Here is a 26,480-nt window from a genome sequence, read left to right on the forward strand (position 1 = left end):
CGCCCCGGCGGCCCGTCGGCCGGCCGGGGCGCTCGCGTCGACGACGTCAGGCGAGCAGGTCCTCCAGCGCGGTCGCCTGGAGGCCGTGCGCCTCGGCGACCGGCTCGCTGACCAGCGCGCCGTCGTGGGTGCTGAGGCCGAGCGCCAGCGCGTGGTCGTCCCGCAGCGCCGTACGCCAGCCCTTGTCGGCGAGCGCGACGGCGTAGGGGAGCGTGACGTTCGTCAGCGCGTACGTCGAGGTGTTCGGCACCGAGCCCGGCATGTTGGCGACGCAGTAGAAGACCGACTCGTGGACCTTGTAGGTCGGGTCGGCGTGCGTCGTGGGGTGGGAGTCCTCGAAGCAGCCGCCCTGGTCGATGGCGATGTCCACGAGCACCGAGCCCGGCTTCATCCGGGACACCAGCTCGTTCGAGATCAGCGTCGGGGCCTTGGCGCCGGGGATCAGCACCGCGCCGATGACGAGGTCGGCGCCGAGCGCCTCCTGCTCGATCGCGTACGCGCTCGACACCAGCGTCTTCAGGCGGCCCTGGTAGATCGCGTCGATGTGCCGGAGCCGGTCGACGCTGACGTCCATCACGGTGACGTCCGCGCCCATTCCGACGGCGATCTGGGCGGCGTTCAGCCCGGAGACCCCGCCGCCGATCACGACGACCTTCGCCGGGGCGACGCCGGGCACGCCCCCGGGGAGCACGCCGCGTCCGCCGTTGAAGCGCATCAGGTTGTACGCGCCGACCTGCGGCGCGAGCCGGCCCGCGACCTCCGACATCGGCGCGAGGAGCGGCAGCGACCGGTTCGGCAGCTGGACGGTCTCGTACGCGATGGAGGTGACGCCGGCGTCGAGCAGGGCCTGGGTGCACGCGCGGGAGGCCGCCAGGTGCAGGTAGGTGAAGAGCGTCTGGCCCTTCCGCATCCGGTGGTACTCGTCGGCGATGGGCTCCTTGACCTTGAGAATGAGGTCACCGGCCGCCCACACGTCGTCAGCGGTCTCCAGGATCTTGGCTCCGGCGCCGATGTAGTCCTCGTCGGGGATCGACGAGCCGGCGCCGGCCCCGCGCTCGATGAAGACATCGTGGCCGTGCCGGACCAGCTCGTGCACGCCCGCGGGCGTGATGGCCACGCGGTATTCGTGGTTCTTGATCTCGCGGGGTACGCCGACCTTCACGTTTCCTCCTCAGGGTGCTTCTCCCCTAAGAGTGGCCGCGCGACGACCGCAGAGGCGGGACCAAACTGTATCCGCATGGCCAAGGATGCTGACACCATGTCAGCCCGCCGGGGAGTCGTCCCGTCGGCGGGTGAAGACGGCCTCCAGGTCCGGGGTGTCGGGGGCCAGGACGAGCACCTCGTCTCCCGCCCGCATCAGCGTGTCGGCGCGCACCGGGACCAGGCGGCCGCCCCGGATGACGAAACTGACCCAGACGTCCTCGCCGCAGGGCAGGTCGTCCACGGTCATGCCGTCGGCGGCCGAACCCGCCCTCACCTGGTACCGGTGCAGGCCCTCCGGCTCCTCCTGGAACCGCACGCCCAGGCTCCACGGCTCGGGCTCGACGACGCGCAGGGGAATGCCCAGCCGGCGGGCGAGTTCCGGCACCAGACCGCCCTGGACGGTCACCGAGAACGCCACCACCACGAAAATGATCTCGTAGGCGCGCCGGACGCCGGGCAGTCCCTCCTGCAGGATGAACAGGCCGAGCAGGATCGGCACCGCTCCCTTCAGCCCGGTCCACAGCACGAAGATCCGCTCGTTCCGCCGCAGGCGCACCGGCCACAGCAGGAGCCCGACGAACACCGGACGGATCACGAAGGCCAGCACGGCGGCGATGATCAGCCCGATCCACCACGCGCCGCCGTCACCGAGGTCGCGCAGACTGATCGTGAGGCCGAGCATGATGAAGGCGACGATCTCGGCGAGGCTCGCCAGCGACGAGTGGAACCGCTCGATCTCCCTCTTGTACGGGGCGCGTTCGTCGCCGAGCAGGATGCCGGCCGCGAAGACGGCGAGGAAGCCCGAGCCGTGCGCGACGGTCGCCAGCCCGTAGATCACCAGCGCGCCGAACAGCACCCGCAGCGCGTACAGGCCCTCACTGGGGAGCGGGACGCGCCGCATGAAGGCCAGCAGGAGCATCCCGCCCGCGACGCCGACGGCGGCCCCGATCACCATCTGCTGGAGGAACCCGACCGTGACGTGGCCGACCGCCGACAGCCCGCCGCCGGTCGCGCCGAGCACGGCGACGAGCAGGGCGATGCCGACCGGGTCGTTGGCCCCGGACTCGCCCTCCAGGAGGGTGCCGGTGCGTCCGGCGATCTCCCGGCGGCCCAGCACGGAGAAGACCACGGCCGGATCGGTCGGGGCGAGGGCGGTGCCGAGCAGCACGGCCAGGCGCCAGTCCATGCCGAACGCGTAATGAATGAGCAGGGCGAGGGCCGCGACGGTGATGAGCGTCCCGGCGACGCCGATCCAGACGGTGGCGGCGGCCGCGGAGCGGAACCGGCGCCGGCCGATGTGCATGCCGCCGTCGAACAGGATCACGGCGAGCGCCACGGTGACGATCTTCTCGGTCGTCGGCGGGGAGAGCGCGCCGAGCCGGGGCCACAGGTCGGAGGCGACCGCCGCGCACACCAGGAAGATCGCCGGCGCCGGGATCCGCGTGCGTTCGCTGAACCGGTTGGACAGCACGGCCACCGTGCCGATGAGCGCGGTCACGAGAACGGCGAGCCCGAACGCTTCGACCTCTGTCACGGCGGCTGCCTCTTCCTGAAAAGGGGACGATAAAGACAGAGCCGACCAGACTTCCCGGCGCACCTGAGGCCTTAACGCTATCCATATGTCGCGGAGAACGTGACCTCGAGCGGCGAGGTCCGCCCGCGCGCCGCGTGCCTCGAGCGAGGCCGGTCCTCTCGGCGCGGGTCGGATCGGACCGCGCGACCGGCCCCGGCACCGTGGGTGTCCGGGGCCGCGCGGTGCCGTGTCAGGAGATGCCGAAGATCCGCTCGATCACGTTGATGCCGAAGTAGGCGACGAAGACGACCGAGATGACCCACAGGAGCCAGCCGGCCCACCGGCCGCGGGCGGTCCGGATCAGGGTGTAGGCGATGACGCCCGCGCCGACGCCGTTGGTGATGGAGTACGTGAAGGGCATCATCACGATCGTGACGAAGGCCGGGATCGCGATGTCCAGGTCGGACCAGCCGATCTTGGCGACCTGGGTCATCATCAGCGCGCCGACGATCACGAGCGCGGGGGCGGCGGCCTGTGCCGGCACCACGGCCGCGATCGGGGTGAGGAACAGTGTCGCGGCGAAGAGGAGCCCGGTGACGACGTTGGCCAGCCCCGTACGGGCGCCCTCGCCGATGCCCGCCGCCGACTCGACGAACACGGTGCCGGCGGAGGAGCTGGTGAGGCCGCCGACCATCCCCGCCAGGCCGTCCACGGCGAGGACGCGCCCCAACCGCGGCACGCGTCCCTCCTCGTCGAGCAGCCCGGCCTCCTCGGTGAGCCCGAGGATCGTGCCCATCGCGTCGAAGAAGCCGCTCAGCACGAGGGTGAACAGCACGACGAGGGCCGTGAGCACTCCGGCCCGGCCGAAGCCGCCGAAGAGGTCGACCTTTCCGAACAGGCCGAAGTCGGGGGTCGAGACGAGCTTGGAAGGGAGCTTCGGCACGACCGTGCCCCACGCCTTGCCGGCGATCGTGGCGTTGCTGTTGATGATGACGGCGAGCACCGTGGCGACCGCGATGCTCAGCAGGATCGCTCCGGGGACGCGGCGGACGTACAGCACGATCATCAACAGCAGGCCGATGACGAACACGACGACCGGCCAGCCCGCGAGGTGGCCGCCCGTCCCGAGGGTCAGGGGAGTGCCTTCGCCCTTGCCGACGAAACCGGAGTCGACCATGCCGATCAGGGCGATGAAGGCGCCGATGCCCGCGGCGATGGCGTGCTTGAGCGCCAGGGGGATGGCGTTCATGATCCGTTCGCGGAACCCGGTGACGGCCAGGATCACGATGACCGCGCCCTCGAGCACGACGAGGCCCATGGCCTGCGGCCAGGTCATGTGCGGAGCGGCCTGGAAGGCGACGACCGCGTTGATGCCCAGCCCGGACGCGAGGGCCAGCGGCGCGTTGCCGACCAGGCCCATGATGAGGGTGGCGATCGCGGCCGACAGCGCGGTCATGGTGGTCAACTGCGGAATCGACAGGTGCGCGTGGGTCACGTCCTCGGCTCCGCCGAGGATGATGGGGTTCAGCAGGATGATGTAGGCCATCGCCACGAAGGTGGTGATGCCGCCGCGTACCTCGCGCGCCACCGTGGTCCGGCGTGCGGTCAGGTCGAAGAAGCGGTCGAGGGGACCTCCGGCCTCCAGCCGCGTCGTCATTCGGGGCTCCGTTTCGCAGGGGTCGCGACTCAGGGTGCGGCCTCCGACGAATCGATCATGAACGGGATCGCACAGGTCGCGGACCGCAGGGGTGACGTCGGAAGACTAACCGTTGACGTCGTCTTCCGGACTCACCGGTACGCAAGTTACGGATCCCCCGCGGGCGTGCGGCCGGTAGGGTGCGGGACCCGCCCGCTCGTACGGCCCGGGGCGGCGTGAGGCGTTCCCTCGATCTGCGTGTGAAATGGGGCGAATCGCCGCGCTGCTTTGCCCGTGCCCGGCGGACGGATCGGCCGCCCTGCGGGGGCGTTGCCGGGGGCGGATCGCCGCGGCGGGTTTCGAATGTCGTCCAAGAGTCTTCTGTAAGAAGGCAGCGAAAACTATCCTTTCTGGTACAAGTATCGTCAGTGCCGCGGATCGGGCCGAGCGGGTCGATCAGTCGGCCGTTGCAAGGGGGCGTGATCGTCGAAGTGTCGCTGGTCGGCGGGAGAACGTCCCGCCTGCGGGACCAAGCCCGCGAGGCTTCGGGAATCACGCCATGGATTCGACAAACCCTCCTGATTCCTTGTTGATTGTTTTCGTAAAAGTGGGTCAAAGTGGATAGTCACCAATCGCTCGGACAACGCATCCGCTGGGCGCGGATGCGCAAGGGCCTTTCCCAGGCGCAGCTGGCTCTTCCCGAGCTGTCCGACAGCTACGTCTCCTTGATCGAGAGCGGGAAGCGCACCCCGACCCCCGATGTCGTCCGGCTCCTTGCCCGCAAGCTCGGCTGCTCGGCGTCCTACCTCTCCAGCGGCATCGACGAAGCCACGCAGGAGCGGCTGCAGACGACCCTCGACCGTGCCGACACCGCCCTGCGGAACGGCCGGGCGACCGAGGCGCGCGACCGGTTCGCCGAACTGCTGGCCGACCCGGCGCTGGCCGCGCTGCCCGAGTCGGCGCGCCGGGCCCGGTGGGGACACGCGCTCGCCCTCGAGGCGGCCGGTGCGCTGGACGAGGCGCTGCGGGAGTTCGCCGCCCTCGGGTCGGACCTGTCCCTCGAGTACGACACCGACGAGTGGATCCGGGTCAACGTCGCCGCCGCCCGCTGCCACCGGGAGAAGGGCGACCTGGCGGAGAGCGCGGCGGTGGCCGAGCGCGCGTTCGCGCGGGTGACCGCCAAAGAGGGGCCGTGGAGCGACGAGACGGTCAAGCTCGGCGGCACCCTCGTCGGCGTCTACCTCGAACGCGGCGACCTGGTCAGCGCCCGGCAGCTCACCGACCGGCTGCTCGACCACGCGGAGGCGACCGGCAGCCCGGCCGCCCGGATGGCCGCCTACTGGGAGACCGCCCTCGTCGCGAAGCACCAGGGCGACTTCGACACGGCGGCGACGTACGGGGAGCGGGCGCTGTCCCTCCTGGGAGAGGCGGCGGACCTGCGCGACGTGAGCCGGTTGCGGAGGGAGTACGCCACCCTGATGCTGCTGGCCCGGCCGCAGGACGCGCGACGCGCCCGCGACGAGCTCGAACGCGCCCTCCACGAGCTGACCGCGACCGGGGCGGCGGACCTCGACGTCGCCTGGTGCCTCACCGAACTCGCCCGCGCGGAGCTCGCGATGGGTGAGGCGCAGCGGGCCGCCGACCGGGCGAACGAGGCGCTGAACCTCCTGGGGAACGATCCGCGGCCCGCCACCGCCGGAGCCCTGATCGCGCTCGCCGAGGCGACCCTGCGGCTCGGCCACCCGGACGAGGCGGCGGCCACGCTGGAGCGTGCCATGACCTGCCTCAGGGAGATCGGGCCCTCCCGTGAGGCGGCGCAGGGCTGGTTCCGGCTCGCCGAGTTGCTGTCGGATGCCGGTTCGCCGCAGCAGCGGGCCGACGCGTACCGGCGGGCGCTGGCCTGCGCGGGACTGTGAGGCCGGAGGCGGCCGGGAGCGGTCCGGGCGACCCGTATCCACCGGGCGTCGGAGGGTGAATAAGCTGAGGAGGTCCGGGGAGCGATCCTGACGAGCGGGCGAGCGGCGGCCGGGGCACGAGGCCGCACGCGTAGCGCGCCCAGAGCGGTGAGCGCCCCGGGAACACCTGCCGACCCGGAGAGACCGCCTCCTTCACCATGATGAACCTCTCGCCGCCCGCGCGCCGCCCCGGCTCCGCCGACGCCCACCTCGGCTCGGCCGACCCTTGTCCCGGCTCGGCAGGCTCCCGCCCTGGCTCGGCCGCCGCCCGCTCCGGTCGGCCCGACGCCTACCTCGGCTCGGCCAACCCTTGCCTCGGCTCAGCCGACTCACGGCCCGGTCGGCCCGATGCCCAACTCGGCCCGGCGGACGTTCGCCCCGGCGCGGCGGACGCCCGCCCCGGCTTGGCCGACGCTCGCCTCGGCTCGGCGGGCTTCCGCCCGGGCTCGGCCGGCTCTCGGCCGGCTCGGTCCGACGCCCGTCTCGGTTCGGCCGTCACCCGGCCTGGCTCGGTCGGCTTCTCGCCCGGTCGGCCCGATGCCCACCTTGGGTCGGCCGACGTTCGCCCCGGCGCGGCGGACGCCCGCTCCGGCTCGGCCGGTTCCCGCCTCGGTCGGCCCGACGCCCACTTCGGCTCGGGTGACGCGCACGGTAGTGCGCCTCGCTCAGCCGTCCGACTCCGGCTCGCGGTCTCCCATGCGTAGCCACCGGCCGTACATCGCTGCGGCACTCGTCGGGCTCACCAGCGTCGCCGCCCTTCTCGTCGCGCTGGTCGCCGGCGGGGCGGTCCGCGAGAAGGTCATCAGCGGGCTCGCCGACGCGGGCACGCTCACCCGGTGGGGCCTTCCGGTCGCCCGGTTGATCAATGACCTCGGCGGCACCCTCACCGTCGGTGCGCTGCTGGGCGCCGTCGTCCTGCTGCCCTCGGCCAAGGGCGTGCTCGACCCGCAGGCCGTGCGCTACCTACGGGGCGCGTCCTGGATCGCCGCCGTCTGGGCGGCCGGGGCCGCCGCCACACTGCTCTTCACCGTCTCCGACATCCTCGGCGAGCCCGTCGCCACCATCGCCGGCGGGAACGAGCTCTCCAGCTACGTCGGTCAGCTGCCGCAGGGCACGGCGCTGATGATCGTCGTGCTGCTGACCGCGATGATCGCGCTGCTCGCCCGGACCGCGGCCACGCCAGGCGGCGCGGCCGGCCTGCTCGTCGCCGCCCTTGTCGCGCTGCTGCCGCCGCCGCTGACCGGCCACTCGGCGTCCTCGCCCAACCACGAGCTGGCCATCAGCGGCCTCGCCATGCACGTCGTCGCGCTCGCGCCCTGGGTGGGCGGGCTGCTGATCCTGGGCTGGCACGCCGCCCACGACGGCGACCACCTCGGGGTCGCCGCCCACCGGTTCAGCCGGATGGCGCTGTGGTGCTTCGTCGCCGTCGGCGTCAGCGGCGTCGCGAACGCGATCTCCCGCGTCCCCACTCCCACCCAGCTGTTCACCAGCGACTACGGCCGGCTGGTCCTGGTCAAGGCCGTCCTGTTCACCACGCTGGGCGTGCTCGGCTGGCTGCACCGCGAACGCACGTTGCCCGCCATCATGGCGCACAACCCCAAGGGGTACGCGCGGCCGCCGGTCGTCCGCCCGCCGTGGCCGTTCATCCGGCTCGTCGCCGTCGAGGCGTTCGTGATGGCCGCCACGATGGGAGTCGCGGTCGCGCTCGCCCGTACCGCCCCGCCGGCGCCCGCGACCGACGAGACACCCGTGCGCAGCCTGCTGGGCTTCGACATGCCGCCGCCGCTGAGCGTCGCCCGGCTGGCGACGCTGTGGCGGCCCGACCTGTTCTTCGCCGTCCTCGTCGTCGTGCTCGGCGGCCTGTACGTCGCCGGGGTGACGCGGCTGCGCCGCCGCGGCGACCGCTGGCCCGTGACCCGGACCGCCTTCTGGTTCGCCGGTCTGGTCACGGTGGTGGCGGTGACGATGACGGGTGCCGCGACGTACGCTCCGGTGCTGTTCAGCGTGCACATGATCCAGCACATGGTGCTGTCCATGCTGACCCCGATCTTCCTGGTGCTGGGCGCCCCGGTGACGCTGGCGCTGCGCGCGCTCAAGCCGGCCGCGATCCGTGGTGACCGGGGACCGCGCGAATGGCTGACCGCCATCCTGAACAGCCGGGGGCTGGCGTTCATCGCCCACCCGGCCACCGCGACGATCATCTTCATGGGCAGCACGTACCTGCTGTACTTCACGTCGCTGTTCGGCTACCTCATGCGCGCCCACGTCGGCCACCTCGCGATGCTCGTGCACTTCATGGTCGCCGGCACGCTGTTCTTCTACGTGCTCATCGGGGTCGACCCGACGCCACGCCGGCTGCCGTACATCGCCAAGATCCTCTTGTTGTTCGTCACCATGCCGTTCCACGCCTTCTTCGGCATTGCGCTGATGGAGCTCGGGCAGCCGATCGCCGCGGGCTGGTACAACTCGCTGCACCGGCCGTGGGGGTCGTCGATCCTCGCCGATCAGCACACCGGAGGCGGCATCGCGTGGGCGTTCGGGGAGATCCCGACGTTCATCGTGCTGCTCGCGTTGGTGTTCCAGTGGTTCGCGGAGGACCAGCGCGTGGCGCGCCGCCAGGAGCGCCATGCCGACCGGGCGGCCGCGCGCAAGGAGGACGACGAACTGGCCGACTACAACGCCTACCTGGCGTCGCTGGACAAGCGGGCGCAGAGCCAGGACTGACAGTGGTTTCGCCCTGAGGCGAAGGGGCTTGGCCGCCGCGCCGCCGTGCGTGAGGGTGATCGTCATGGGCGGCTTCCGGTTCTCCTTCAACCTCCTCGGCCTCGACTCCCGCGCGGCGCTCGTCGAGACCTGCCGGCAGGGCGAGCGGTACGGCTACGACACGGTGTTCGCCGCGGACCATCTCGGCATGCCCGCGCCGTTCCCGGCACTGGTCGCCGCGGCGGCGGCGACCGAACGCCTCCGGGTCGGCACGCTGGTGCTGAACGCCCCCTTCTGGAATCCGGCCCTGCTGGCGCGGGAGGTGGCCACCACGGACGTCCTCACGGACGGCCGGCTGGAGCTGGGACTCGGGGCGGGGCACATGAAATGGGAGTTCGACGAGGCCGGCATCCTGTGGGAGCCCTTCGGCGCCCGGGCCGACCGTCTCGAGGCGACCATCGACGAACTGGCCCGGCTCTTCGCTGCGGACGGCTACGAACAGCAGGCCGCTCTCCGCGAGGCGATGGGACTCCCGGCGCTCGCACCGGTGCAGCGGCACGGTTTCGGCGGCTCCGGGCCGCCGCTGCTGATCGGCGGCACCGGGGACCGGATCCTGCGCGTCGCCGCGGAGCGCGCCGACATCGTCGGGATCGCCGGGACGTACCAGGTCAAGGGCCAACCTCCGGGGACGTTCCGGCTTGCCACGGCGGCCGAGACGGACGAACGCGTCCGCTACGCGCGCGAATGCGCGGGTGAGCGGGCGGACGAGGTCGAGTGGCAGGTGCTCGTCCAGATCGTGCTGGAGACGAAGGACCGGCGGGCGGCCGCCGAGGAGCTGAGCGAGCGGTTCGGGCGCGCCCTGAGCGCCGGCGAGATCCTCGAGACGCCCTTCGTCCTGATCGGCACCGTCGACGAGATGGCCGAGCGGATTCTGCGGTATCGCGAGCGGTTCGGCTTCACGTACTACACGGTGCACGGCTCGTACATGGAGGCGTTCGCCCCCGTCATCGAGCGAGTACGGGCGGTCAAGGCTGACGCCTGAGCGCCGGGCGGGGCCCGGTCCGGGGTGACGCCGCGCCGGTCGCCCCGGGGGCAGCGGACCGTGGGCGGCCGGCGGCCGAGCACCGGCCAGCGGTCTCCTCCGAGACATCGCGGGCGGCGGCGCGGCGGGGCCAAGCCTGGGGTGATGCCCGCTCGGCTCGGGGTGACCGCCCGGGCGTCGGGATGGGGCCCCTGACCGCCCCGGGTGTCGGGTGGGGCCAGGTCCGGGGTGACGCCTGAGTGCGGGGAGAGGCCCGGCCCCTGACCGCCCCGGGTGTGGGGCGGGGCCAGTCTCGAGGCGACATCTGAGCGTGGGGAGGGGCCGGGCCGATGGTGACGCCTGAGCGGCCGGGCCCGGGCCGGGCCGGGGCCGCTCGGCGATGTCGGCCGGTCAGCGGGCGGCGGGAGTTCCGGACTCGACGGGAAGGCCGGCCTCCACCCAGTCCTGGATGCCCTCACGGTACTTGCGGACGTCGGTGTAGCCGAGGTTCGTCAGCCGGGTCGCCACCGCCTCGCTGTTGCCGCAGGCGGCGTTCGAGCAGTAGGTGACGATCGGGGCGTTCCGGTCCGGCAGCAGGTCCGCCGCGCGGGCGTCGACCTCGTCCTCGACGAGGTTGAGCGCGCCGGGCAGGTGCTGCTGCGCGTAGTACGACTCGGGCAGGGCGTCGACGACGGTCACCGTGCCGGCCTCGATGGCGGCACGCAGGTCGTCGCGGGAGATGAGCGCGGTCATGGTGATCCCTTCGATAATCGGACCGCAGTCCGGTTGGTATCGAGGACGCTACCGGACTATGGTCCGAATGTCGAGAGATCGACCGAGTGAGGGAGTGCGGATGCCGGAGGACGTCGAGTTGTTGTCGCTGGCGGCGCGGAGGCCGGTCGAGCGGGCCGACGCCGCGCGCAACCGTCGGCTCGTGCTCGACGCCGCGGCCCGGCTGTTCGCCGAGCACGGGGTGGACGGCGTGAGCATGGACGCCGTCGCCCGCGAGGCCGGGGTCGGCAAGGGCACCGTCTTCCGGCGCTTCGGCGACAAGTCGGGCCTGGCCGCCGCCCTCCTCGACGATCGGGAACGCGAACTGCAGAAGGGGATCCTGTCGGGCCCGCCCCCGCTCGGGCCCGGGGCCCCGGCGGCGGAGCGGATCACGGCGTTCATCGGCGCCTACTTCGACTACCTCGCCGGCCACCTCGACGTGTCACGGCTGTCCGAGACCGCCGTGCCGGGCGCGCGCTACCGCATCGGCGCCTACCGGTTCTGGCACCGACACCTGGCGATCCTCATCCACGAGGCCGACCCGAGCGCCGACGCCGACCACCTGTCCCACATGCTCCTGGCCGCGCTGTCGGCGGACCTCGTCCACGCGCTGCGCGCCGACGGCCACGACTGGGAGCGCATCCGCGCGGGGGTCCTGGACCTCGCCGCCCGCGTCATCCCGTCCGGTCGCGACGTCTGACCTTCGTCGTGCGCTCCGCGCCGTGACGTCTGACCGCGCCGTGACGTCTGACCGCGCCGTCCGCTCCGCGCCGCGACGCCTGACCTTCGCGGTCCATTCCCGGCCGTGACGCCTGACCTTCGCGGTCCATTCCCGGCCGGCCAAGATCCGGCCAGCTTCTTCGGCGACGCGGGTTAGCCCGCCCGCCGACGGGAACGTCCGTCCGTGTGTCCCGCACGATGATCACTGGGCTGCTGCTGGCGGTCGCGTTGCCGGTCGCCATCGGCTGCGCCGAGACACAGGTCCGGCCCGCCGCCACCGCGAGTTCCCACGTGCCCGCCGGCTCGGCCCCCGTGTCGCCGGCGCCCTCGCAGCTGGGAGCGCTCTCGCCGGTCCAGACCGGAAGCGGCTTCTCGCTCCCCATGCGGGTCGTCAACAGCGGCGACGGCACGCTGGTCTTCGTCCCGGTGCGGGTGAACGGCCGGGGCCCGTACGAGTTCGTCCTGGACACCGGGTCGTCGAACTCCTCTGTCGACCGCAGCCTCGTCCGCCGGCTCGGGCTGCCGCGTACGGGGCAGCAGCACCGGGTCCAGGGCGTCACCGGCAGCGGAACCGTGCCGATCGTCAAGGTGCGGCAGTGGACGATCGGTGGCATCCCGCTCCGGGCCAGGTCTCTCGCCGTCGTCGACCTCGGCATGGGAGTGTCCGGGCTGCTCGGTTCGGACGAACTCCGCCATTTCAGCAGCATCACCCTCGACTTCCAGCACGACCGCATCAACTTCCAGCCGTGAGTGGTAGCCGTCGTACCAGGACCGGCGTGCCCTGGTACCGGCCCGGCACCGCGTACGAGGATCGGACCATGACCACCGTACTGATCACTGGATCCACGGCCGGCGTCGGCCGGTATCTCGCCGGGCGCCTGGCCGAGCGGGGCATGACCGTTCTGCTGCACGGCCGTGATCGGGCCAAGCTCGACGCGGTCGCGGCGGAGACCGGCGGCCGGCCGTACGTCGCGGACCTCGCGTCGCTGGCCGAGGTGCGCGACCTCGCCGGCCGCGTCCACGCCGACCTCGCCGCGGAGAGCACCGACGGCACAGGGCTGGACGTACTGATCAACAACGCGGGCGTCGGCAGCGGAACGGGCCGCAGGCTCACCGCCGACGGGCACGAGCTGCACTGGGCCGTCAACTACCTGGCGCCCGTGCTGCTCACGCGCCTGCTGCTGCCCGTGCTCGGACCGGGCGCCCGGGTCGTCAACGAGGGCTCCCTCGGCCAGGACACGATCGACTTCGACGACCTGACGATGGAACGCCGCTACGGCGGCACCCTCGCGTACTGCCGCAGCAAGCTGGCGCTCGCCGCCTGGACCTTCGACCTGGCCGAACAGCTGGACGGCGTCGCGGTCAACTGCATACACCCCGCGACGTACATGGACACGGCGATGGTCCGCGAGGCCGGCGTCACTCCGTGGTCGACGGTCGAGGAGGGCGGCGACGCCGTGCTGCGGCTCGTCACCGAGGACGTCGGAACGGGCCGGTTCTTCGACGGCATGAGGCGTTCCAAGGCGCACGGCGACGCGTACGACCCGAAGGTCCGCGGCCTGCTGCGCGAGGCCACCGACCGCGCGCTGGCCGGGTTCGCCTGAGGACCCCCGCACGCGTCCAGCGGCTTTCTCATCAGGCAGCGCGGGCAACAGCCCTAACCGGGCAGCTGGCCCAGGGTGACCGCGGTCGTGGTCTTGCTGCCGTCCGGGTGCTGGACCACCACCTGCGCCTTGTCGCCGGGCTTCAGCACGGCCAGGACGTCGGACAGTTCGGCGGTGGTCGGCGTCTTGGTGCCGTTGACCGACACGATGACGTCGTTGGGGCGGATCCCGGCCCGGTCGGCGGGTCCGCCCTTCGTCACCGACACCACCCCGACGCCGATGACGTTGCCCGCCAGGTCGGCGACGTTCCGGATCGTGACGCCGAGCGCGGCCCGGCCCGAGTTGGTCACGCGGCCCGACCTGATGAGCTGATCGGCGATCAGTTTGACCATGTTGCTGGGGATCGCGAAGCCGATGCCCGCGGCCGCGCCCCCGATCTGCGGGTCGGACGCCGCGAGAGCGGGAATGCCGATCACCTCGTTGTTCAAGGTCACCAGCGCGCCACCGCTGTTCCCCGGGTTGATCGGCGCGCTCGTCTGCACCGCTCCGGCGATCGTCGCGCCCGGGAAGGCGCCCTCGCGCGGCGAGGACACCGTGCGTCCGACCGCGGAGACGATGCCGTTGGTCACGCTGCCCGACAGGCCGAGCGGATTGCCCATCGCCAGCACGATCTGGCCCACCGTCAGGCGGCTGGAGTCGCCGAAGTGCGCGGGCTTCAGCGACCCGTCGCTCACCCGCACGACCGCCAGATCGTCCGGGGCGTACTGGCCGATGAGCTGCGCGGGCAGCGCCTTCTTGCCGGTCGCGGTGGTCACCTTCAGCCGGTTGGCCCCCGCGACGACATGGGCGTTGGTGACGATGTCGCCCTTGTTGTCGTAGATGACGCCGGACCCGAGCCCCGAGTCGGTGTCGATCTGGACCACGGAGGGCAGCACCGTCTTGACGACCTGCTCGTACGTCTGCTCCAGTTGGCCGGCGTACCCCGGGGCCGGCGGTGCGGCGCCGGGGGCCGTCGCGGCCGCGTTCGTCTTGTCGGCGTCGCCGCCACCGCATCCGGCGACCAGCACCAGTCCGGTGATCACGGCAGCGCCACACCGTGTCATGTGTCCCACATCACTGCTCTTCCCAGCAGGTCGCGGGGTAAGCGGTGTGGCGCGCCCGCGGAATGCCGTCGGCGGACACCGTGGTGCCTGCCGACGTCGTGTGTGAGCCGGGGTGTCAGCCGTTGCGCGTGAGCCGGAGGGTCAGCCGCCGTTGTGCGTGAGCCAGTGCGCGGCGAAGGAGCCGGCCGACGACCGAATGCCGAGGATCACGATGCCCAGCGTGAGGATGGGCGTGACCACCCACTTCTCGACCTTCCCGTTGGTGCGGGGCACCAGCGGGATCGCGAGTCGCCAGGGGATGGGCCAGAACACGGGGCAGCCCTGCGGCGTGATGGAGTCGGTGATGACGTGCATGAGGCAGCCGAGCCCCACCGCGAAGCCGGCCCACCCCAGCGTGTAGCCGTGCGTCCCCAGGCCGGGCCCGGTGAACTTCATCTGCGCCAGGAGGAAGGTCAGCCCGCCGGCGATCGCGGCGTTGAGCAGCGCGTCGAAGTGCTCTTTCTTGGGAACGCCGATCCCGATCCCCTGCAACCCCAGGCCGATGAGCAGGAACAGCATCACCCACCACGCCTGCACGACGTGCTGCGACAGCAGGTCGGCGCCGACCGCCATGAGTGCGCAGAACAGCAGCGAGTGCGTCGCGTGCCGGTGCCCGCCGGACACCACGCTGATGCCCTTGCACAGGACGCGGGTGACCGGGCCGAACGTGTTGGCGATCGTCCCGTCGTGGTGGTCGAGGTCCGGAAGCAGCGCCGCCCCGGCGCAGACGACGGCTCCGGCCGCGATCTGGCCGGGAGTCATCCGCATGCCGAAGTCGGCGAGGAACGGCGCGGTCCCGAGCCAGGCCGCCGCCCCGGCCAGCGCATGCGTATGGCCCATCATGTGAAGATCACCCGCTTTGTTGACACGCGCGGACTGTAGCCCGCTTCGGGGAGTACGGACGCGCGACGCGCCGGAGCGGTTCCGCAATCGACCGGAATCAGTCCGCAGTGTGGAAACACAATGGCCCGGACCCGGTCAGGACCGGGTCCGGGCACGTGTCGCGCGGACCTGAGCGCGCCCCCGGAGAACGCGCCTATCGGAGGGTCACGCGGGCTCCGGCGTGCGCTCCTCCGCGGCCCGCTTCCGCGCCGGGCCGAGGTTCACCGGCAGGGACAACGGCCCGTACGTGATGAACGACGGGTTGTAGTGAATGGCGTCGGCGTCGGCGGCCAGGCTGAGCTCCGGGAAGCGCCCGAACAGAGCGTCCAGGGCGATGCGGCTCTCCAACCGGGCCAGCGGCGCGCCGACGCAGAAGTGCGGGCCGAACCCGAACGCCAGGTGACCGCTCTGCTCGCGGGTGATGTCGAACCGGTCGGCCGTGTCGCCGTACCGTCCGTGTTCGGTCCCGTGGTGCGCCAGGCTCAGCCAGAGGGCCTCACCGGCGGGGATGGGTACGCCCGCCAGGATCGTGTCGGTCACGGTGTACCGGAACGGCGAGCCGAGCACGGGGCCGCGGTAGCGCAGGGTCTCCTCGACCACCTGGGGCCACAGGTCTCGTTCGATCGCCAGGGCGAGCTGATCCCGGTGGGCGCACAGTGCGACGATGGCGTTGCCGAGCAGGTGGACGGTCGTCTCGTGGCCGGCGATGAGCATGACCCACAGGGCGCTGACGAGTTCGTCGTCGGAGAGACGGTCCTCGTCGTCGTGCGCCCGGACGAGCCCGGTCGTCAGGTCGTCTCCCGGTTCGCGTCGTTTGAGGTCGACCAGCGACGCCAGGTAGGAGTTCAGCGCCTCATTGGCGGCGGCGGCCTGCTCGCCGGTGGCGGTGTGCGACAGCAGCGTGGTCGTCCAGCCGCGCAGTTGGGCCCGTTCGGCGTGAGGGACGCCGTACAGGTCGCAGATGACCGACATCGGCAACGTCTCGGTGAGGGCGGGCACGAGGTCGACGCCGTCTCCGGCCGCGGCGATGCCGTCGATGAGCTCGGCCGTCATCTCGGCGATCCGGGGCGCCATCGCCTCCACTCGGGCGGCCGTGAAGGCCCGGGCGATCAGGGTCCGCAGCCGCCGGTGGTCCACGCCGTCCTTGACCTGAAGGTGGTCACCGGAGACGAGGGGGAGCATCGGCCAGTCCGCGGGAACCGTTCCGTCGTGCAGGGCGATCCAGTGCCGGGGGTCTGCCGAGAACACCTTGTTGTCGCGTGCGAAGACGTCGGCGAGCGCCTCGTAGCTGTTCACCGCCCAGGCGGGAACGTTCCCCGGCAGCTCGATGGGGACCACGGGCCCGGCGTCACGAAGCCGGGCGTAGGTGTGAAGGATCGGCTCTCCCGGCGTGGGGAAGGGGAAGCGGGAACCGCCCACGTATTGCCTCCAGATGCATGGGAATGACATCCGTAGCGTAATTACCCGCTGACATTCCGGCCAGGGCATTTTTCGTTTTTAGTGCCAACTCGTCCTAATTCGGACAGAATGTTTGACTGGAGCGGCATAGGGCAACGGATCCGGACGTCGCGCCTCACTCGACCGGTATGAGACGCCAGTCGGCTTTTCCCGGACGGTAGGGCGCGTCGAGACGCTTGGCGACGACCCCGGGCAGGCCCTGCTCCCGCGCGGCGGCCCGCACCGCCTCGCCGTCGTCGAAGCAGGGCGCGGTCTGCCATCGGAGCCCGGCGAGACGCAGGCCTTCCAGCAGCTCCCGACGCCGTTGGTACGGCTCGTCGAACAGCGAACGGCCGTCCAGGTGGAGCACGTCGAAGATCATATAGGTCTCGCGGTCCTCGACGACGGCCACCTCGCCGTCCAGGACGACCCGGTGGGCGGCAAGCGACTCCCCGAGCCCGGACGGGGTCTTGGCGGCCTCGCCGCCGGCGTCCTGGGCGTGCGTCGTGCCGCGGTCGGAGAACACGATCAACCGGCACCCGCCCCACGCGAACTCGAAGCCGTACGCCTCCGCGCGGCGGGGAAGGCGTTCGCGCACCTCGGGCCGTACGGGGTCGACTTGCTCGGGCATCGGGTCGGCGTCCGGGGCGACCGGCGGGTCCATCCGGTGGATCATCCAGTTCTTGCCGTTCGTCCGAAACAGGACGTATCTGCCGGACACCCGGTTTCCGTGCAGGACGACCTTGACCTCACGGTCGGTCCATTTCTCGGTCTCGTACGTTCCGCGGTCCCAGATGCCGACCTGACCGCCGCCGTACTCGCCTTTCGGGATCTCCCCGGCGAACGACGCGTACTCCAGCGGGTGGTCCTCGGTGTGCACGGCCAGATGATTGGTCCGCGGATCGTCCGGCACGCCCTTCGGCAGCGCCCAGGACACCAGCACGCCGTCGCGTTCGAGCCGGAAGTCCCAGTGCAGCCGCCGCGCGTGGTGTTCCTGGATCACGAACGTGTCGTCGTTCCCACGGGGGAGCGGCCCCTCGCCGGGAACCGGCTCCGGCGTACGGCTCGCGTCGCGCTTGCTGCGGTACGTCCCGAGTCTGTCGGCCACGGCGCGGTACGTACCCGCGACGGACCGCCCTATCTCACGGGAGGGTGAGGATCTCCGTGCCCGTGTCGGTGACGAGGATCGTGTGCTCGAACTGCGCGGTGCGCTTGCGGTCCTTCGTCACGACAGTCCAGCGGTCCGGCCAGATCTCGTAGTCGATCGTGCCGAGCGTCAGCATCGGCTCGATCGTGAACGTCATCCCCGACTCGATGACCGTGGTCGCGTGCGGGTCGTCGTAGTGCGGCACGATCAGCCCGGAGTGGAACGTCGTGCCGATGCCGTGCCCGGTGAAGTCGCGGACGACGCCGTAGCCGAACCGCTTGGCGTACGACTCGATGACCCGGCCGATGACGTTGAGCTGCCTGCCCGGGCGGACGGCCTTGATGGCGCGCGTCGTCGCCTCGCGCGTGCGCTCGACGAGCAGCCGCGACTCCTCGTCCACCTCACCGACCAGGAAGGTCGCGTCGGTGTCCCCGTGCACGCCGTCCTTGAACGCGGTGATGTCGATGTTGATGATGTCGCCCTCCCGGACGACGGTGTCGTCGGGGATGCCGTGGCAGATGACCTCGTTCAGCGAGGTGCACAGCGACTTGGGGAAGCCCCGGTAGCCCAGCGTCGAGGGGTACGCGCCGTGGTCCAGCATGAACTCGTGCCCGATGCGGTCGAGCTCGTCGGTGGTGACACCCGGCCGGATCTGCTTGCCGACCTCCTCGAGCGCCTGCGCGGCGATCCGCCCGGCGACCCGCATCCGCTCGATGATCTCGGGCGTCTTGACGTCCGGCTCCCCGGTGCGGGGCACCTTCTTGCCGACGTACTCCGGCCGGGGAATGTCCGCCGGCACTTTGCGCATCGGGGATACGTGACCGGGACGGAGTTGCGTCGTCATGCTGTTGGAGTGTAGTCAGCCCGCCGGGGCACGATGACACCATGATCGGAGAGCGCGATGAGTGACGAGGGCAAGTGGTTCTTCTGCCTCAAGCACCGCAAGGTCGAGTACGGGCCCGGCTGCCCGAACCGGGAGCGCATGGGCCCCTACGCCACCGAGGACGAGGCGGCGCACGCGTTCGAGCGCGCCGCGGAGCGCAACGAGGAGTGGCGCCGCAAGAGCTGAGATCAGGGGCTGTTTCATGACCCGCTGTCCGGCTGCGCGGCGCGGCTTGTGAAGGCCTGTGAAACAGCCCGAAGATCCTCAGGACACGGTCGGGCCGCTGATCGTCTCCAGGAGGCGGGCCAGGCGGTCGCGCAGGCCCCGTTTGGGGAGCGGCTCCCCGGCGGCCGCGCTCACGAGGTGCTGGGCCGCGTCGAACGACACCAGCCGGTCGTCAGACGGCACCGTCAGGGCCTCGTGCGCGAGGCCTTCGAGCTCCCGGTCGCCGGTGTCGAGCGCGAAGATCGTCGCGCCGATGCGCCGCGCGTCGTCGACCCGCTCCAGGAGCGGCGCCGGCGACTCCTCCTCGGAGACGACGATCAGCGTCTCTCCGCGCCGGGCCGCCTCCAGGCGCTCCAGTCCGACCCGCAGGTGCGGCGGCGCGCCCGGCGGCGGCTCCCAGCGGACCAGCGTGGGCGACAGCGCCGGGACGCCGCCGAGCCGGCTCTCGTCGTCGAGGTGGGCGGCGAGGTGCCACGGCTCGTCGTCGGCCGGGCCGAACACCAGCAGACCGCCCGGCTCCCGGGCGGACGAACGCAGCGCTCCGGCGAACTCCCGGGTGCGCTCCGGCCAGCCGGTCGTCGCGAGCAGCTCCCGCAGGGCCGCCACCTGACTCGCGTCCATGGCCCCCATGGTGCCGTACGGAGCGTGAGATCACGTGTGCTTTGTTAGGGGCAGGCGATCTCAGGTAGGTATAGCCCTATGGAGATACTCGGTGTCGACATCGGCGGGTCCGGCATCAAGGGCGCGCCGGTCGACGTGGAGAAGGGCGAGTTCGCGCAGGAGCGGCTGCGCCTGGCCACCCCGGAGGGGGCGGCGCCCCGCGAGGTGGCGCGGCTCGTCGCCGAGATCGTCACGCACTTCGGCTGGAAGGGCCCCGTGGGCGTCACCTTCCCGGGCGTGGTCACCGACGGAGTCGTCCGTACGGCGGTCAACCTCGGCGAGGCGTGGGTCGACCTGGCCGCACGCGACCTGTTCGCGGAGACCGCCGGGGTGCCCGTGACGCTGCTCAACGACGCCGACGCCGCCGGCGTGGCGGAGATGACCTTCGGTGTGGGGCGCGGCCGGAAGGGCACGGTGCTCATGCTGACGCTCGGCACCGGTGTGGGCACCGCGCTGTTCGTCGACGGACGGCTCGTGCCCAACACCGAGCTCGGGCACATCGAGATCCGCGGCAAGGACGCCGAGCGGCGGGCCTCCGCCCACGCCCGCGAGGTCCACGAGTGGGACTGGCAGGACTGGGCGAAGCGGCTCGGCGAGTACATGCACCGCATCGAGGACCTGCTGTGGCCGTCGCTGATCATCCTGGGCGGCGGGGTCAGCAAGAAGGCCGACCGCTTCCTGCCGTACCTGAAAGAGGTGCGGACCCCGGTCGTGGCCGCCGAGCTGCACAACGACGCCGGCATCATCGGCGCCGCCATGGCCGCGGTACCCGGGAAGGAGCCGGTCTGAGGTGCCCTGGCAGGATCGTCCACTATGAGCACTCAGCACGCAGATCTTCCGGATGTCAGTGGCCTGTCCATCGGCATCCTCGGCGGCACCGGCGACCAGGGCAAGGGGCTGGCGCGCCGGTTCGCCCTCGCCGGTCATGAAGTGATCATCGGTTCGCGCAGCGCCGAACGCGCCCAGCAGGCCGCCGACAGCCTGGGGGAGGGGGCGACCGCCCGGGGCGCGGAGAACGCCGCCGTCGCCCGCGAGGCCGACGTCGTGATCGTGGCGGTTCCGTGGGACGGCCACAAGGCGACCCTCGAATCGCTCCGCGATGAGCTGGCGGGCAAGATCGTGATCGACTGCGTCAACCCGCTCGGCTTCGACAAGCAGGGCGCGTACGCGCTGCCGGTCGAGGAGGGCAGCGCCGCGCAGCAGGCCGCGGCCGTCCTGCCCGACAGCACCGTCGTGGCGGCCTTCCACCACGTCTCGGCCGTCGTCCTCCTCGACCCGGAGATCGACCAGGTCGACCTCGACGTGCTGGTGCTCGGCGACGACCGGGAGGCCACGAACACCGTGCAGGCCCTGGCTGCCCGCGTGAAGGGCATGCGCGGCGTCTACGGCGGCCGGCTCCGCAACGCCCACCAGATCGAGGCGCTGACCGCGAACCTGATCTCCATCAACCGCCGCTACAAGGCCCACGCCGGCCTCCGGGTGACGGACGTATGAGGTTCGTCGTCTACGGCGCGGGCGCGGTCGGCGGCGCCATCGGGGCACGCCTCTTCCAGCAGGGCCACGACGTCACGCTCATCGCCCGCGGCGCGCACTACGAGGCCGTCCGCGACCGGGGCCTGCGCCTCGACACCCCGGAGGAGAGCGTCACGCTGCCGGTCCCGGTCGTCGACCGGCCGTCGGCGGTGACGTTCCGGCCCGGCGACGTCGTCCTGCTCACGATGAAGACGCAGGACACCCTGCCGGCGCTGGCCGAGCTCGCGGCCGTCGCGCCGCCGGACATCGTCGTCGCGTCCGCCCAGAACGGCGTCGAGAACGAACGCCTCGCCCTGCGGCTGTTCTCCCGCGTGTACGGCGTCTGCGTCCTGCTGCCGTCGGCGTTCCTCGAACCCGGCGTCGTCGCGGCGTACCTGGCGCCCCAGATGGGCGGCCTCGACGTCGGCCGGTACCCCGAGGGCGTGGACGAGACCGCGGAGTCCCTCGCGGCGGCCTTCGCGGGCGCGACGTTCGCGTCCGAGGCCCGGCCGGACGTCATGCGCTACAAGTACGGCAAGCTCCTGACGAACCTCGGCAACGCCGTCGAGGTCGTCATCGGCCCCGGTGAGCAGGGCGCGGACATCGCCCGGCTCGCCCGGGAGGAGGGCAGGGCGTGCTTGCGCGCCGCGGGCATCGACGCGCCGAGCGGGGTGGGCATCGCGAGCCAGGTCCGCCCGGTCCGCGGGCGCAAGCGCTCCGGCGGTTCCTCCTTCCAGAGCCTCCAGCGGGGAACCGGCACGATCGAGGCCGACTACCTGAACGGCGAGATCATCCTGCTCGGCCGCGAGCACGGCGTGCCCACCCCGGTCAACGAGCTGCTGCGGCGGCTGGCGAACCGGATGGCCCGCGAGGGCCGGCAGCCCGGCCTGATGACTCCGGAGGAGTTCCTGACCGAGCTGGACGGGGCCGCCCCCCGATGACCGGATCGCCGCGCGGTGCCTCGGTGCCCCCGATGGTCGACGACCTCGGAGCGCTGTTCCGGGCTCCGCGCGGGGTCCGCCGTGTCGTCTCGCTCGTGCCGTCCCTCACGGAGGCGATCGCGCGTACGGCGCCGGACCTGCTGGTGGGCGCCACCGACTGGTGCGTGGAGCCGCCCGGCCTCGACGTCGTACGCGTCGGCGGGACCAAGAACCCCGACCTGCGGAAGATCGTCGAACTCGCGCCGGACGTGGTCCTGGCCAACTTCGAGGAGAACCGCGAGGCCGACCTCGACGCCCTGCGGTCCGCGTACGTCTCCGTGTGGGTCACCGTGATCCGCACCCTCCCGGAGGCGCTGACCAGCCTCGCGCGGATGCTGGCCGCGTGCGGGCAGGACACGCCCGCGTGGCTGGCGGACGCCCGTACCGCCTGGGCCGACGTCCTGCGCGACCCCCCGCCGTCCGGTGCGATCGCGGTCGTGCCCATCTGGCGGCGCCCCTGGATGGTGCTCGGCCGCGACACCTTCGCCGGGGACCTCCTCGCGCGGCTGGGCGTCGGCAACGTGTTCGCGGGCGCCGACGAGCGGTACCCGAAGGTGTCGGTCGAGGACATGCTGCGCCGGCAGCCGGACCTCGTCGTCCTGCCCGACGAGCCGTACGCGTTCTCCGCCACCGACGGGCCGGAGACGTTCCCCGGCGTCCCGGTGGCGCTGGTGAGCGGCCGCCACCTGGAGTGGTACGGGCCCTCGCTCGCCGAGGCCCGGCGGGTCCTCAGCGCATCACTAGAACACTTTGGCCCTGCCTCCAGTCCGTCGCCATGATGTGCCGTGCGGTGGCGAGCGTCATCGTGCCGGCGCAGACCTTCTTCTTGAGCGCGTTCTCGACCGTGTCCTTGTCCGCCGAGGTGGATCCGCCGGCGTCGTAGCGCGGCTCTGGCCACAGGTTCTTCGGGTCCCGGGGCGCGCCGCCCAGTTCGAGCGGGATCAGGTGGTCCTCCTCGTAGTCCGCGGTGCTCGTGTCGCTGTAGCCGTACTCGGCGATCTGCTTGACCTTCAGCGGGTTCGTGTACGACGTCGGCGGCCGCACCGTGCTCGTCCAGCCGGACACGCAGATCGTCGAGCCGATGGTGGACTGCGTGACATCCGGGTTGGTCGCGCCCGGCTGGCAGGACGGGTCCGGCAGCGGCAGGTAGCTCTGCGAGCAGGTGGCGGCGTACGCCGGGGTCACGGCGGTCGAGACGGGAGCGACCAGGGCCACGGTCACCGCGACGGTGGTCAGGGTGACGGTCAGGATTCGCGGCATGGCGATGCCTTCCGGTAGCGGGGGGTTTGCCCCACCATCCGGACAGTCGTCCCTGACGGCTATGGAACCTACGGACGAATATGTCGTTATTTAACAGCGAAGTCTGACAAACGTGTAAAAAAGCCCCAGGTCAGAGGTCTCCGGCACCGTAGGCGTACGAGGGCTCGGCGGCGGAAGCGGTCGGCGGCGGTGAGCGGTCGTCGATATCCCGCAGCACCATGGGGCTTGCCGCTCAGGTGTCGTGAAGGTCCAGTGGCCCGAGGTCCCGCACGATCTGGGCGAGCGCGCGGATGGGGTCGTTCTCGGTTTCGGTCCGCCACACCATGGCGTACGGCAGGGGCGGCATGTCGCGGATGGGCAGCCATTGGATGTGCGGCATGGCCCAGTACCTGGTGACGTGGGCGGGGAAGCTGTGGACGATCTCGCCCGTGCCGACGAGGTTGATCAGGTCGTCGCCGTTGGTGATGGTCTGGCTGCGTTCGATGGGGCGGCCCCGCGGGGTTTGGAACGGCAGGTAGCGGTCTTCCCAGTAGTCCGGCATGCGGGGGGCTGTGGCGTGCGGGCGGTCGGCGAGCGCTTCCAGGGATACCGAGGATCGTGTGGCCAACTCGTCCTCGACGGAGACGGCGAGCAGGCGGGCGTCGGTGAACAGGATCGGGCCCACGGTGAGGTCGGGTTCTTCCACGGGCAACCACACGATCAGAACGTCCAGCCCGCCGTCGCGGAGCCCGGCGAACGGGTCGACGAAGGGAGCGCGGCGGATCTGCAGCTCACATTGCGGGTGCTGTGAGCGGAAGGTCTTCCAGTACAGGTGCAGGTCGGCGATGTTGAACGGCATCATGCCGACGCGCAGTGTGGCGGTGATGCCTTGGGCGGCTTGGCGGGCGCGTTCCAGGCTGTCGCGCAGGCTCGCGTACACCGGGCGCAGGTCGTCGCACAGTTGGCGGCCGAGCGGGGTGAGGCTGATTCGGCGGCGGTTGGAGCGGTCGAACAACACGCCGCCCAGGCGGCGTTCCTGTTGGCTGATCGCCTGGCTGACGCGCGCCTGGGACACGTGCAACCGCGCGGCGGTCCGACCGAAGTGCAGTTCCTCGGCCAGCGTCAGGAAGATCTCGATGTCCCGCAGCTCCACCGGCGCTCCTCCGGTCATAACCCCACGGTGAACAGTACGTGCGCGAAGTTTACGTTGATCAAGGCCAGGGCCCGGGCCGAAGGTTGGTGAAGGTCACACGAAGGCCCGCCACCGGTGCAGACGGATCCGAGCGCACCGACGTGACGGCCGAAACGACCCACACCGACCCTGTGGAAGGAATCGAGCATGCAAGCCCGAATGACCGACCCACTGGTCCTGACCCCTGAACATCAGCAAGGAGATTTCTCATGAGCGATGCGATCACGGCCGAAGGGCTGGTCAAGAGGTATGGCGAGGTGACGGCCCTGGATGGGCTGAGTTTCTCGGTCCCGGAGGGGACGGTGCTGGCGCTGCTCGGCCCGAACGGGGCGGGTAAGACCACGACGGTGCGGGTGCTGACCACGCTGCTGCCCCCGGATGGCGGCCGGGCCACGGTCGCCGGATTCGACGTCGCTGGGCAGGCCCGGCGGCTGCGCGCCCGTATCGGGTTGTCGGGGCAGTACGCCGCGGTCGATGAGCACCTGACCGGTGCGGAGAACCTGGAGATGGTCGGGCGGCTGTACCACCTGGGCGCCAAGCGCAGCAAGGCCCGTGCCCGTGAGCTCCTCGAACGCTTCGACCTCACCGATGCCGCCGACCGGCCGGTGAAGGGCTATTCCGGTGGCATGCGCCGCCGCATCGACCTGGCGGGCGCGCTGGTCGCCGACCCGCCGGTGCTGTTCCTGGACGAACCCTCCACGGGCCTGGACCCCCGCGCCCGGGCCGGGTTGTGGGACACCATCTCCGAAATCGTGGCGGCCGGCAGCACGCTGCTGCTGACCACTCAGTACATGGAAGAAGCCGACCACCTGGCCGACCAGATCATGGTGGTCGACCACGGCCGCGCCATCGCCCGCGGCACCGCTGATGAGCTCAAGGACCAGGTCGGCGGCAACCGCATCGAACTGACCGTGACCAGCGCCGCCGAGCTGGAGACCGCCCGCCAGATGCTGGCCTGGTTCGCCGTCGGCACCATCCGGACCGTGCCGGAATCGCTCCAGATCACCGTCCCGGTCACCGACGGCCCCGAGGCACTCCGCCAGGCCCTCGGGCAACTGGCCGAGGCGGGAGTCCGGGTCCGGGACGCCGGCCTGCGGCGCCCCACCCTCGACGACGTCTACCTCACCCTGACCGGGCACCAGGCGTCCGGCCCCCAGCACACCGACGACGCGGACGAGAAGGTCCTGGAGGCCGCCCGATGAACGCCCTCACCATGCCCATCGCCGATGGCTGGACCATCGCCAAGCGCAACACCCTGAAGATCAGGCGGTCGCCGGACCTGCTCGGCAGTGTGGTGATGCTGCCCATCGTGCTCGTGCTGATGTTCGCCTACGTGTTCGGCAGCGCCATCGAGATCCCGGGGATGTCCTACAAGGAGTTCCTGCTCCCCGGCATCTTCGTCCAAGCCGTCATCACGGCCGCGCAGGTCACCGGCTACAGCCTGACGACCGACCTGGAGAAGGGCATCTACGACCGGTTCCGCTCGCTGCCGATGGCGCCATCGGCGGTGCTGGTCGGGCAGACCGCCAGCGACCTGCTGATGAACCTGGCGGGCCTGGTCGTCATGGCGGCGATGGGACTGATCGTCGGGTGGCGGGTGCACACCTCCCCGCTGGAGGCGGCCGCCGGGTTCGCGCTCCTGCTGCTGTTCGCCTACGCCTTCTCGTGGGTGACCGCGACGGTGGCGCTGGCGCTGCGGACGCCGGCGAGCTTCAACAACATCGCGACCATGCTCTCGTTCCCGCTGGTGTTCGTGTCCAACGCGTTCATCGACGCCTCACGCCTGCCCACCCCGCTGCGGGTGTTCGCCGACTGGAACCCGATCTCGACGTTCACCCAGGCCGCGCGGAAACTGTTCGGCAACACCAGCACCGCGATGAAGACCTCTGACGCCTGGCCCATGCAGCACGCCATCCCGGCATCACTGCTCTGGATCGCCTTCATGCTGATCGTGTTCATCCCGCTGGCGACCCGCCTCTACAAGAAGACGGTCAGCGCCTGACCACCGACGCAACGCGAAGGCGCCCCCCGCCGACCCACACCGGAGGGGCGCCT

Annotated in this window: 25 protein-coding genes; 13 read left to right on the forward strand and 12 right to left on the reverse strand. The window is 71.4% G+C overall.

All coding sequences use genetic code 11. The annotated features are described in order from the left end of the window. Positions 1 to 46: 46 nt before the first annotated feature. The 3 genes from ald to ABEA24_RS51020 all read right to left on the reverse strand — a co-directional run bounded on the left by ald (position 47) and on the right by ABEA24_RS51020 (position 4,373). Entirely contained in the window at positions 47 to 1,162 is a 1,116-nt protein-coding gene (gene ald / locus ABEA24_RS51010; protein WP_345443555.1) for an alanine dehydrogenase, read from the reverse strand. A gap of 99 nt (positions 1,163 to 1,261) precedes the next feature. Further along, positions 1,262 to 2,737, reverse strand: a complete 1,476-nt coding sequence (locus ABEA24_RS51015) for a potassium/proton antiporter (protein ID WP_345443558.1) — start codon at positions 2,735 to 2,737, stop codon at positions 1,262 to 1,264. 229 nt (positions 2,738 to 2,966) lie between these two features. Beyond that, on the reverse strand, positions 2,967 to 4,373 hold the full coding sequence (locus ABEA24_RS51020) for an NCS2 family permease (RefSeq protein WP_345443561.1): 1,407 nt from the start codon (positions 4,371 to 4,373) through the stop codon (positions 2,967 to 2,969). Between the two features lie 596 nt (positions 4,374 to 4,969). Here ABEA24_RS51020 and ABEA24_RS51025 point away from each other — a divergent pair. The 3 genes from ABEA24_RS51025 to ABEA24_RS51035 all read left to right on the forward strand — a co-directional run bounded on the left by ABEA24_RS51025 (position 4,970) and on the right by ABEA24_RS51035 (position 10,052). Further along, positions 4,970 to 6,268, forward strand: coding sequence for a helix-turn-helix domain-containing protein (locus ABEA24_RS51025; RefSeq protein ID WP_345443564.1), 1,299 nt, complete (start codon positions 4,970 to 4,972; stop codon positions 6,266 to 6,268). A 735-nt stretch (positions 6,269 to 7,003) separates the two neighbouring features. Continuing rightward, a complete protein-coding gene (locus tag ABEA24_RS51030) occupies positions 7,004 to 9,031 on the forward strand; it encodes a bifunctional copper resistance protein CopD/cytochrome c oxidase assembly protein (protein ID WP_345443566.1) in 2,028 nt (675 codons plus the stop codon). A gap of 64 nt (positions 9,032 to 9,095) precedes the next feature. Next, a complete protein-coding gene (locus tag ABEA24_RS51035) occupies positions 9,096 to 10,052 on the forward strand; it encodes a TIGR03621 family F420-dependent LLM class oxidoreductase (RefSeq protein ID WP_345443569.1) in 957 nt (318 codons plus the stop codon). Positions 10,053 to 10,442: 390 nt separating this feature from the next. Here the strand turns inward: ABEA24_RS51035 and ABEA24_RS51040 are convergent, their stop codons facing one another. Beyond that, positions 10,443 to 10,784 carry a rhodanese-like domain-containing protein gene (locus ABEA24_RS51040; RefSeq protein ID WP_345443571.1) on the reverse strand — a complete coding sequence of 114 codons (342 nt, stop codon included), beginning with the start codon at positions 10,782 to 10,784 and terminating at the stop codon, positions 10,443 to 10,445. Positions 10,785 to 10,884: 100 nt separating this feature from the next. Here ABEA24_RS51040 and ABEA24_RS51045 point away from each other — a divergent pair, with 100 nt between their 5' ends. From ABEA24_RS51045 to ABEA24_RS51055, 3 genes are all read left to right on the forward strand, one after another. Then, entirely contained in the window at positions 10,885 to 11,502 is a 618-nt protein-coding gene (locus ABEA24_RS51045) for a TetR/AcrR family transcriptional regulator (RefSeq protein ID WP_345443574.1), read from the forward strand. A 206-nt stretch (positions 11,503 to 11,708) separates the two neighbouring features. Beyond that, on the forward strand, positions 11,709 to 12,272 hold the full coding sequence (locus ABEA24_RS51050; protein ID WP_345443577.1) for a retropepsin-like aspartic protease: 564 nt from the start codon (positions 11,709 to 11,711) through the stop codon (positions 12,270 to 12,272). 68 nt (positions 12,273 to 12,340) lie between these two features. Continuing rightward, a complete protein-coding gene (locus ABEA24_RS51055) occupies positions 12,341 to 13,126 on the forward strand; it encodes an SDR family NAD(P)-dependent oxidoreductase (RefSeq protein ID WP_345443580.1) in 786 nt (261 codons plus the stop codon). A 53-nt stretch (positions 13,127 to 13,179) separates the two neighbouring features. Here ABEA24_RS51055 and ABEA24_RS51060 read toward each other — a convergent pair whose 3' ends face one another. The 5 genes from ABEA24_RS51060 to map form a co-directional block, all read right to left on the reverse strand. Continuing rightward, positions 13,180 to 14,208 carry a S1C family serine protease gene (locus ABEA24_RS51060; protein ID WP_345443582.1) on the reverse strand — a complete coding sequence of 343 codons (1,029 nt, stop codon included), beginning with the start codon at positions 14,206 to 14,208 and terminating at the stop codon, positions 13,180 to 13,182. Positions 14,209 to 14,370: 162 nt separating this feature from the next. After that, positions 14,371 to 15,108 (reverse strand): metal-dependent hydrolase, encoded by a 738-nt coding sequence (locus ABEA24_RS51065; protein WP_345443585.1) that lies wholly within the window; start codon positions 15,106 to 15,108, stop codon positions 14,371 to 14,373. Between the two features lie 207 nt (positions 15,109 to 15,315). Then, on the reverse strand, positions 15,316 to 16,569 hold the full coding sequence (locus ABEA24_RS51070) for a cytochrome P450 family protein (protein ID WP_345443588.1): 1,254 nt from the start codon (positions 16,567 to 16,569) through the stop codon (positions 15,316 to 15,318). 154 nt (positions 16,570 to 16,723) lie between these two features. Continuing rightward, positions 16,724 to 17,695, reverse strand: a complete 972-nt coding sequence (locus ABEA24_RS51075; RefSeq protein ID WP_345443591.1) for a DNA polymerase ligase N-terminal domain-containing protein — start codon at positions 17,693 to 17,695, stop codon at positions 16,724 to 16,726. Positions 17,696 to 17,729: 34 nt separating this feature from the next. Continuing rightward, on the reverse strand, positions 17,730 to 18,578 hold the full coding sequence (gene map, locus ABEA24_RS51080) for a type I methionyl aminopeptidase (protein WP_345443594.1): 849 nt from the start codon (positions 18,576 to 18,578) through the stop codon (positions 17,730 to 17,732). A 57-nt stretch (positions 18,579 to 18,635) separates the two neighbouring features. Between map and ABEA24_RS51085 the strand changes: the two genes are divergently transcribed. Next, positions 18,636 to 18,803, forward strand: coding sequence for a hypothetical protein (locus tag ABEA24_RS51085; RefSeq protein ID WP_345443597.1), 168 nt, complete (start codon positions 18,636 to 18,638; stop codon positions 18,801 to 18,803). A 78-nt stretch (positions 18,804 to 18,881) separates the two neighbouring features. Here ABEA24_RS51085 and ABEA24_RS51090 read toward each other — a convergent pair whose 3' ends face one another. Continuing rightward, positions 18,882 to 19,463, reverse strand: a complete 582-nt coding sequence (locus ABEA24_RS51090; RefSeq protein WP_345443600.1) for a hypothetical protein — start codon at positions 19,461 to 19,463, stop codon at positions 18,882 to 18,884. Positions 19,464 to 19,541: 78 nt separating this feature from the next. Between ABEA24_RS51090 and ppgK the strand changes: the two genes are divergently transcribed. The 4 genes from ppgK to ABEA24_RS51110 are packed head-to-tail and all read left to right on the forward strand — an operon-like array spanning position 19,542 to position 22,773. Then, positions 19,542 to 20,291, forward strand: a complete 750-nt coding sequence (ppgK, locus tag ABEA24_RS51095; protein WP_345443603.1) for a polyphosphate--glucose phosphotransferase — start codon at positions 19,542 to 19,544, stop codon at positions 20,289 to 20,291. Between the two features lie 24 nt (positions 20,292 to 20,315). Further along, positions 20,316 to 20,996 (forward strand): NADPH-dependent F420 reductase, encoded by a 681-nt coding sequence (gene npdG, locus ABEA24_RS51100; protein WP_345443606.1) that lies wholly within the window; start codon positions 20,316 to 20,318, stop codon positions 20,994 to 20,996. Further along, positions 20,993 to 21,955 carry a ketopantoate reductase family protein gene (locus ABEA24_RS51105; protein ID WP_345443609.1) on the forward strand — a complete coding sequence of 321 codons (963 nt, stop codon included), beginning with the start codon at positions 20,993 to 20,995 and terminating at the stop codon, positions 21,953 to 21,955. The genes npdG and ABEA24_RS51105 overlap by 4 nt, the downstream gene beginning before the upstream one ends. Before the next feature lie 32 nt (positions 21,956 to 21,987). Beyond that, entirely contained in the window at positions 21,988 to 22,773 is a 786-nt protein-coding gene (locus ABEA24_RS51110) for a helical backbone metal receptor (protein WP_345443612.1), read from the forward strand. Here the strand turns inward: ABEA24_RS51110 and ABEA24_RS51115 are convergent. Beyond that, complete coding sequence (locus ABEA24_RS51115) at positions 22,724 to 23,254, reverse strand: hypothetical protein (RefSeq protein WP_345443615.1); 531 nt, start codon at positions 23,252 to 23,254, stop codon at positions 22,724 to 22,726. The genes ABEA24_RS51110 and ABEA24_RS51115 overlap by 50 nt on opposite strands. Positions 23,255 to 23,486: 232 nt before the next feature. After that, entirely contained in the window at positions 23,487 to 24,404 is a 918-nt protein-coding gene (locus ABEA24_RS51120; RefSeq protein ID WP_345443618.1) for a LysR family transcriptional regulator, read from the reverse strand. A 230-nt stretch (positions 24,405 to 24,634) separates the two neighbouring features. On the opposite strand from ABEA24_RS51120, the gene ABEA24_RS51125 reads away from it, so the two are divergent. Beyond that, the gene (locus ABEA24_RS51125) at positions 24,635 to 25,627 is read left to right on the forward strand and encodes an ATP-binding cassette domain-containing protein (RefSeq protein WP_345443621.1); all 993 of its coding nucleotides are present in this window, start codon (positions 24,635 to 24,637) and stop codon (positions 25,625 to 25,627) included. After that, entirely contained in the window at positions 25,624 to 26,427 is an 804-nt protein-coding gene (locus ABEA24_RS51130; RefSeq protein WP_345443625.1) for an ABC transporter permease, read from the forward strand. The genes ABEA24_RS51125 and ABEA24_RS51130 overlap by 4 nt, the downstream gene beginning before the upstream one ends. Positions 26,428 to 26,480 lie beyond the last annotated feature (53 nt).

It is taken from the genome of Actinoallomurus vinaceus, assembly GCF_039542055.1.
Lineage (GTDB): Bacteria > Actinomycetota > Actinomycetes > Streptosporangiales > Streptosporangiaceae > Actinoallomurus > Actinoallomurus vinaceus.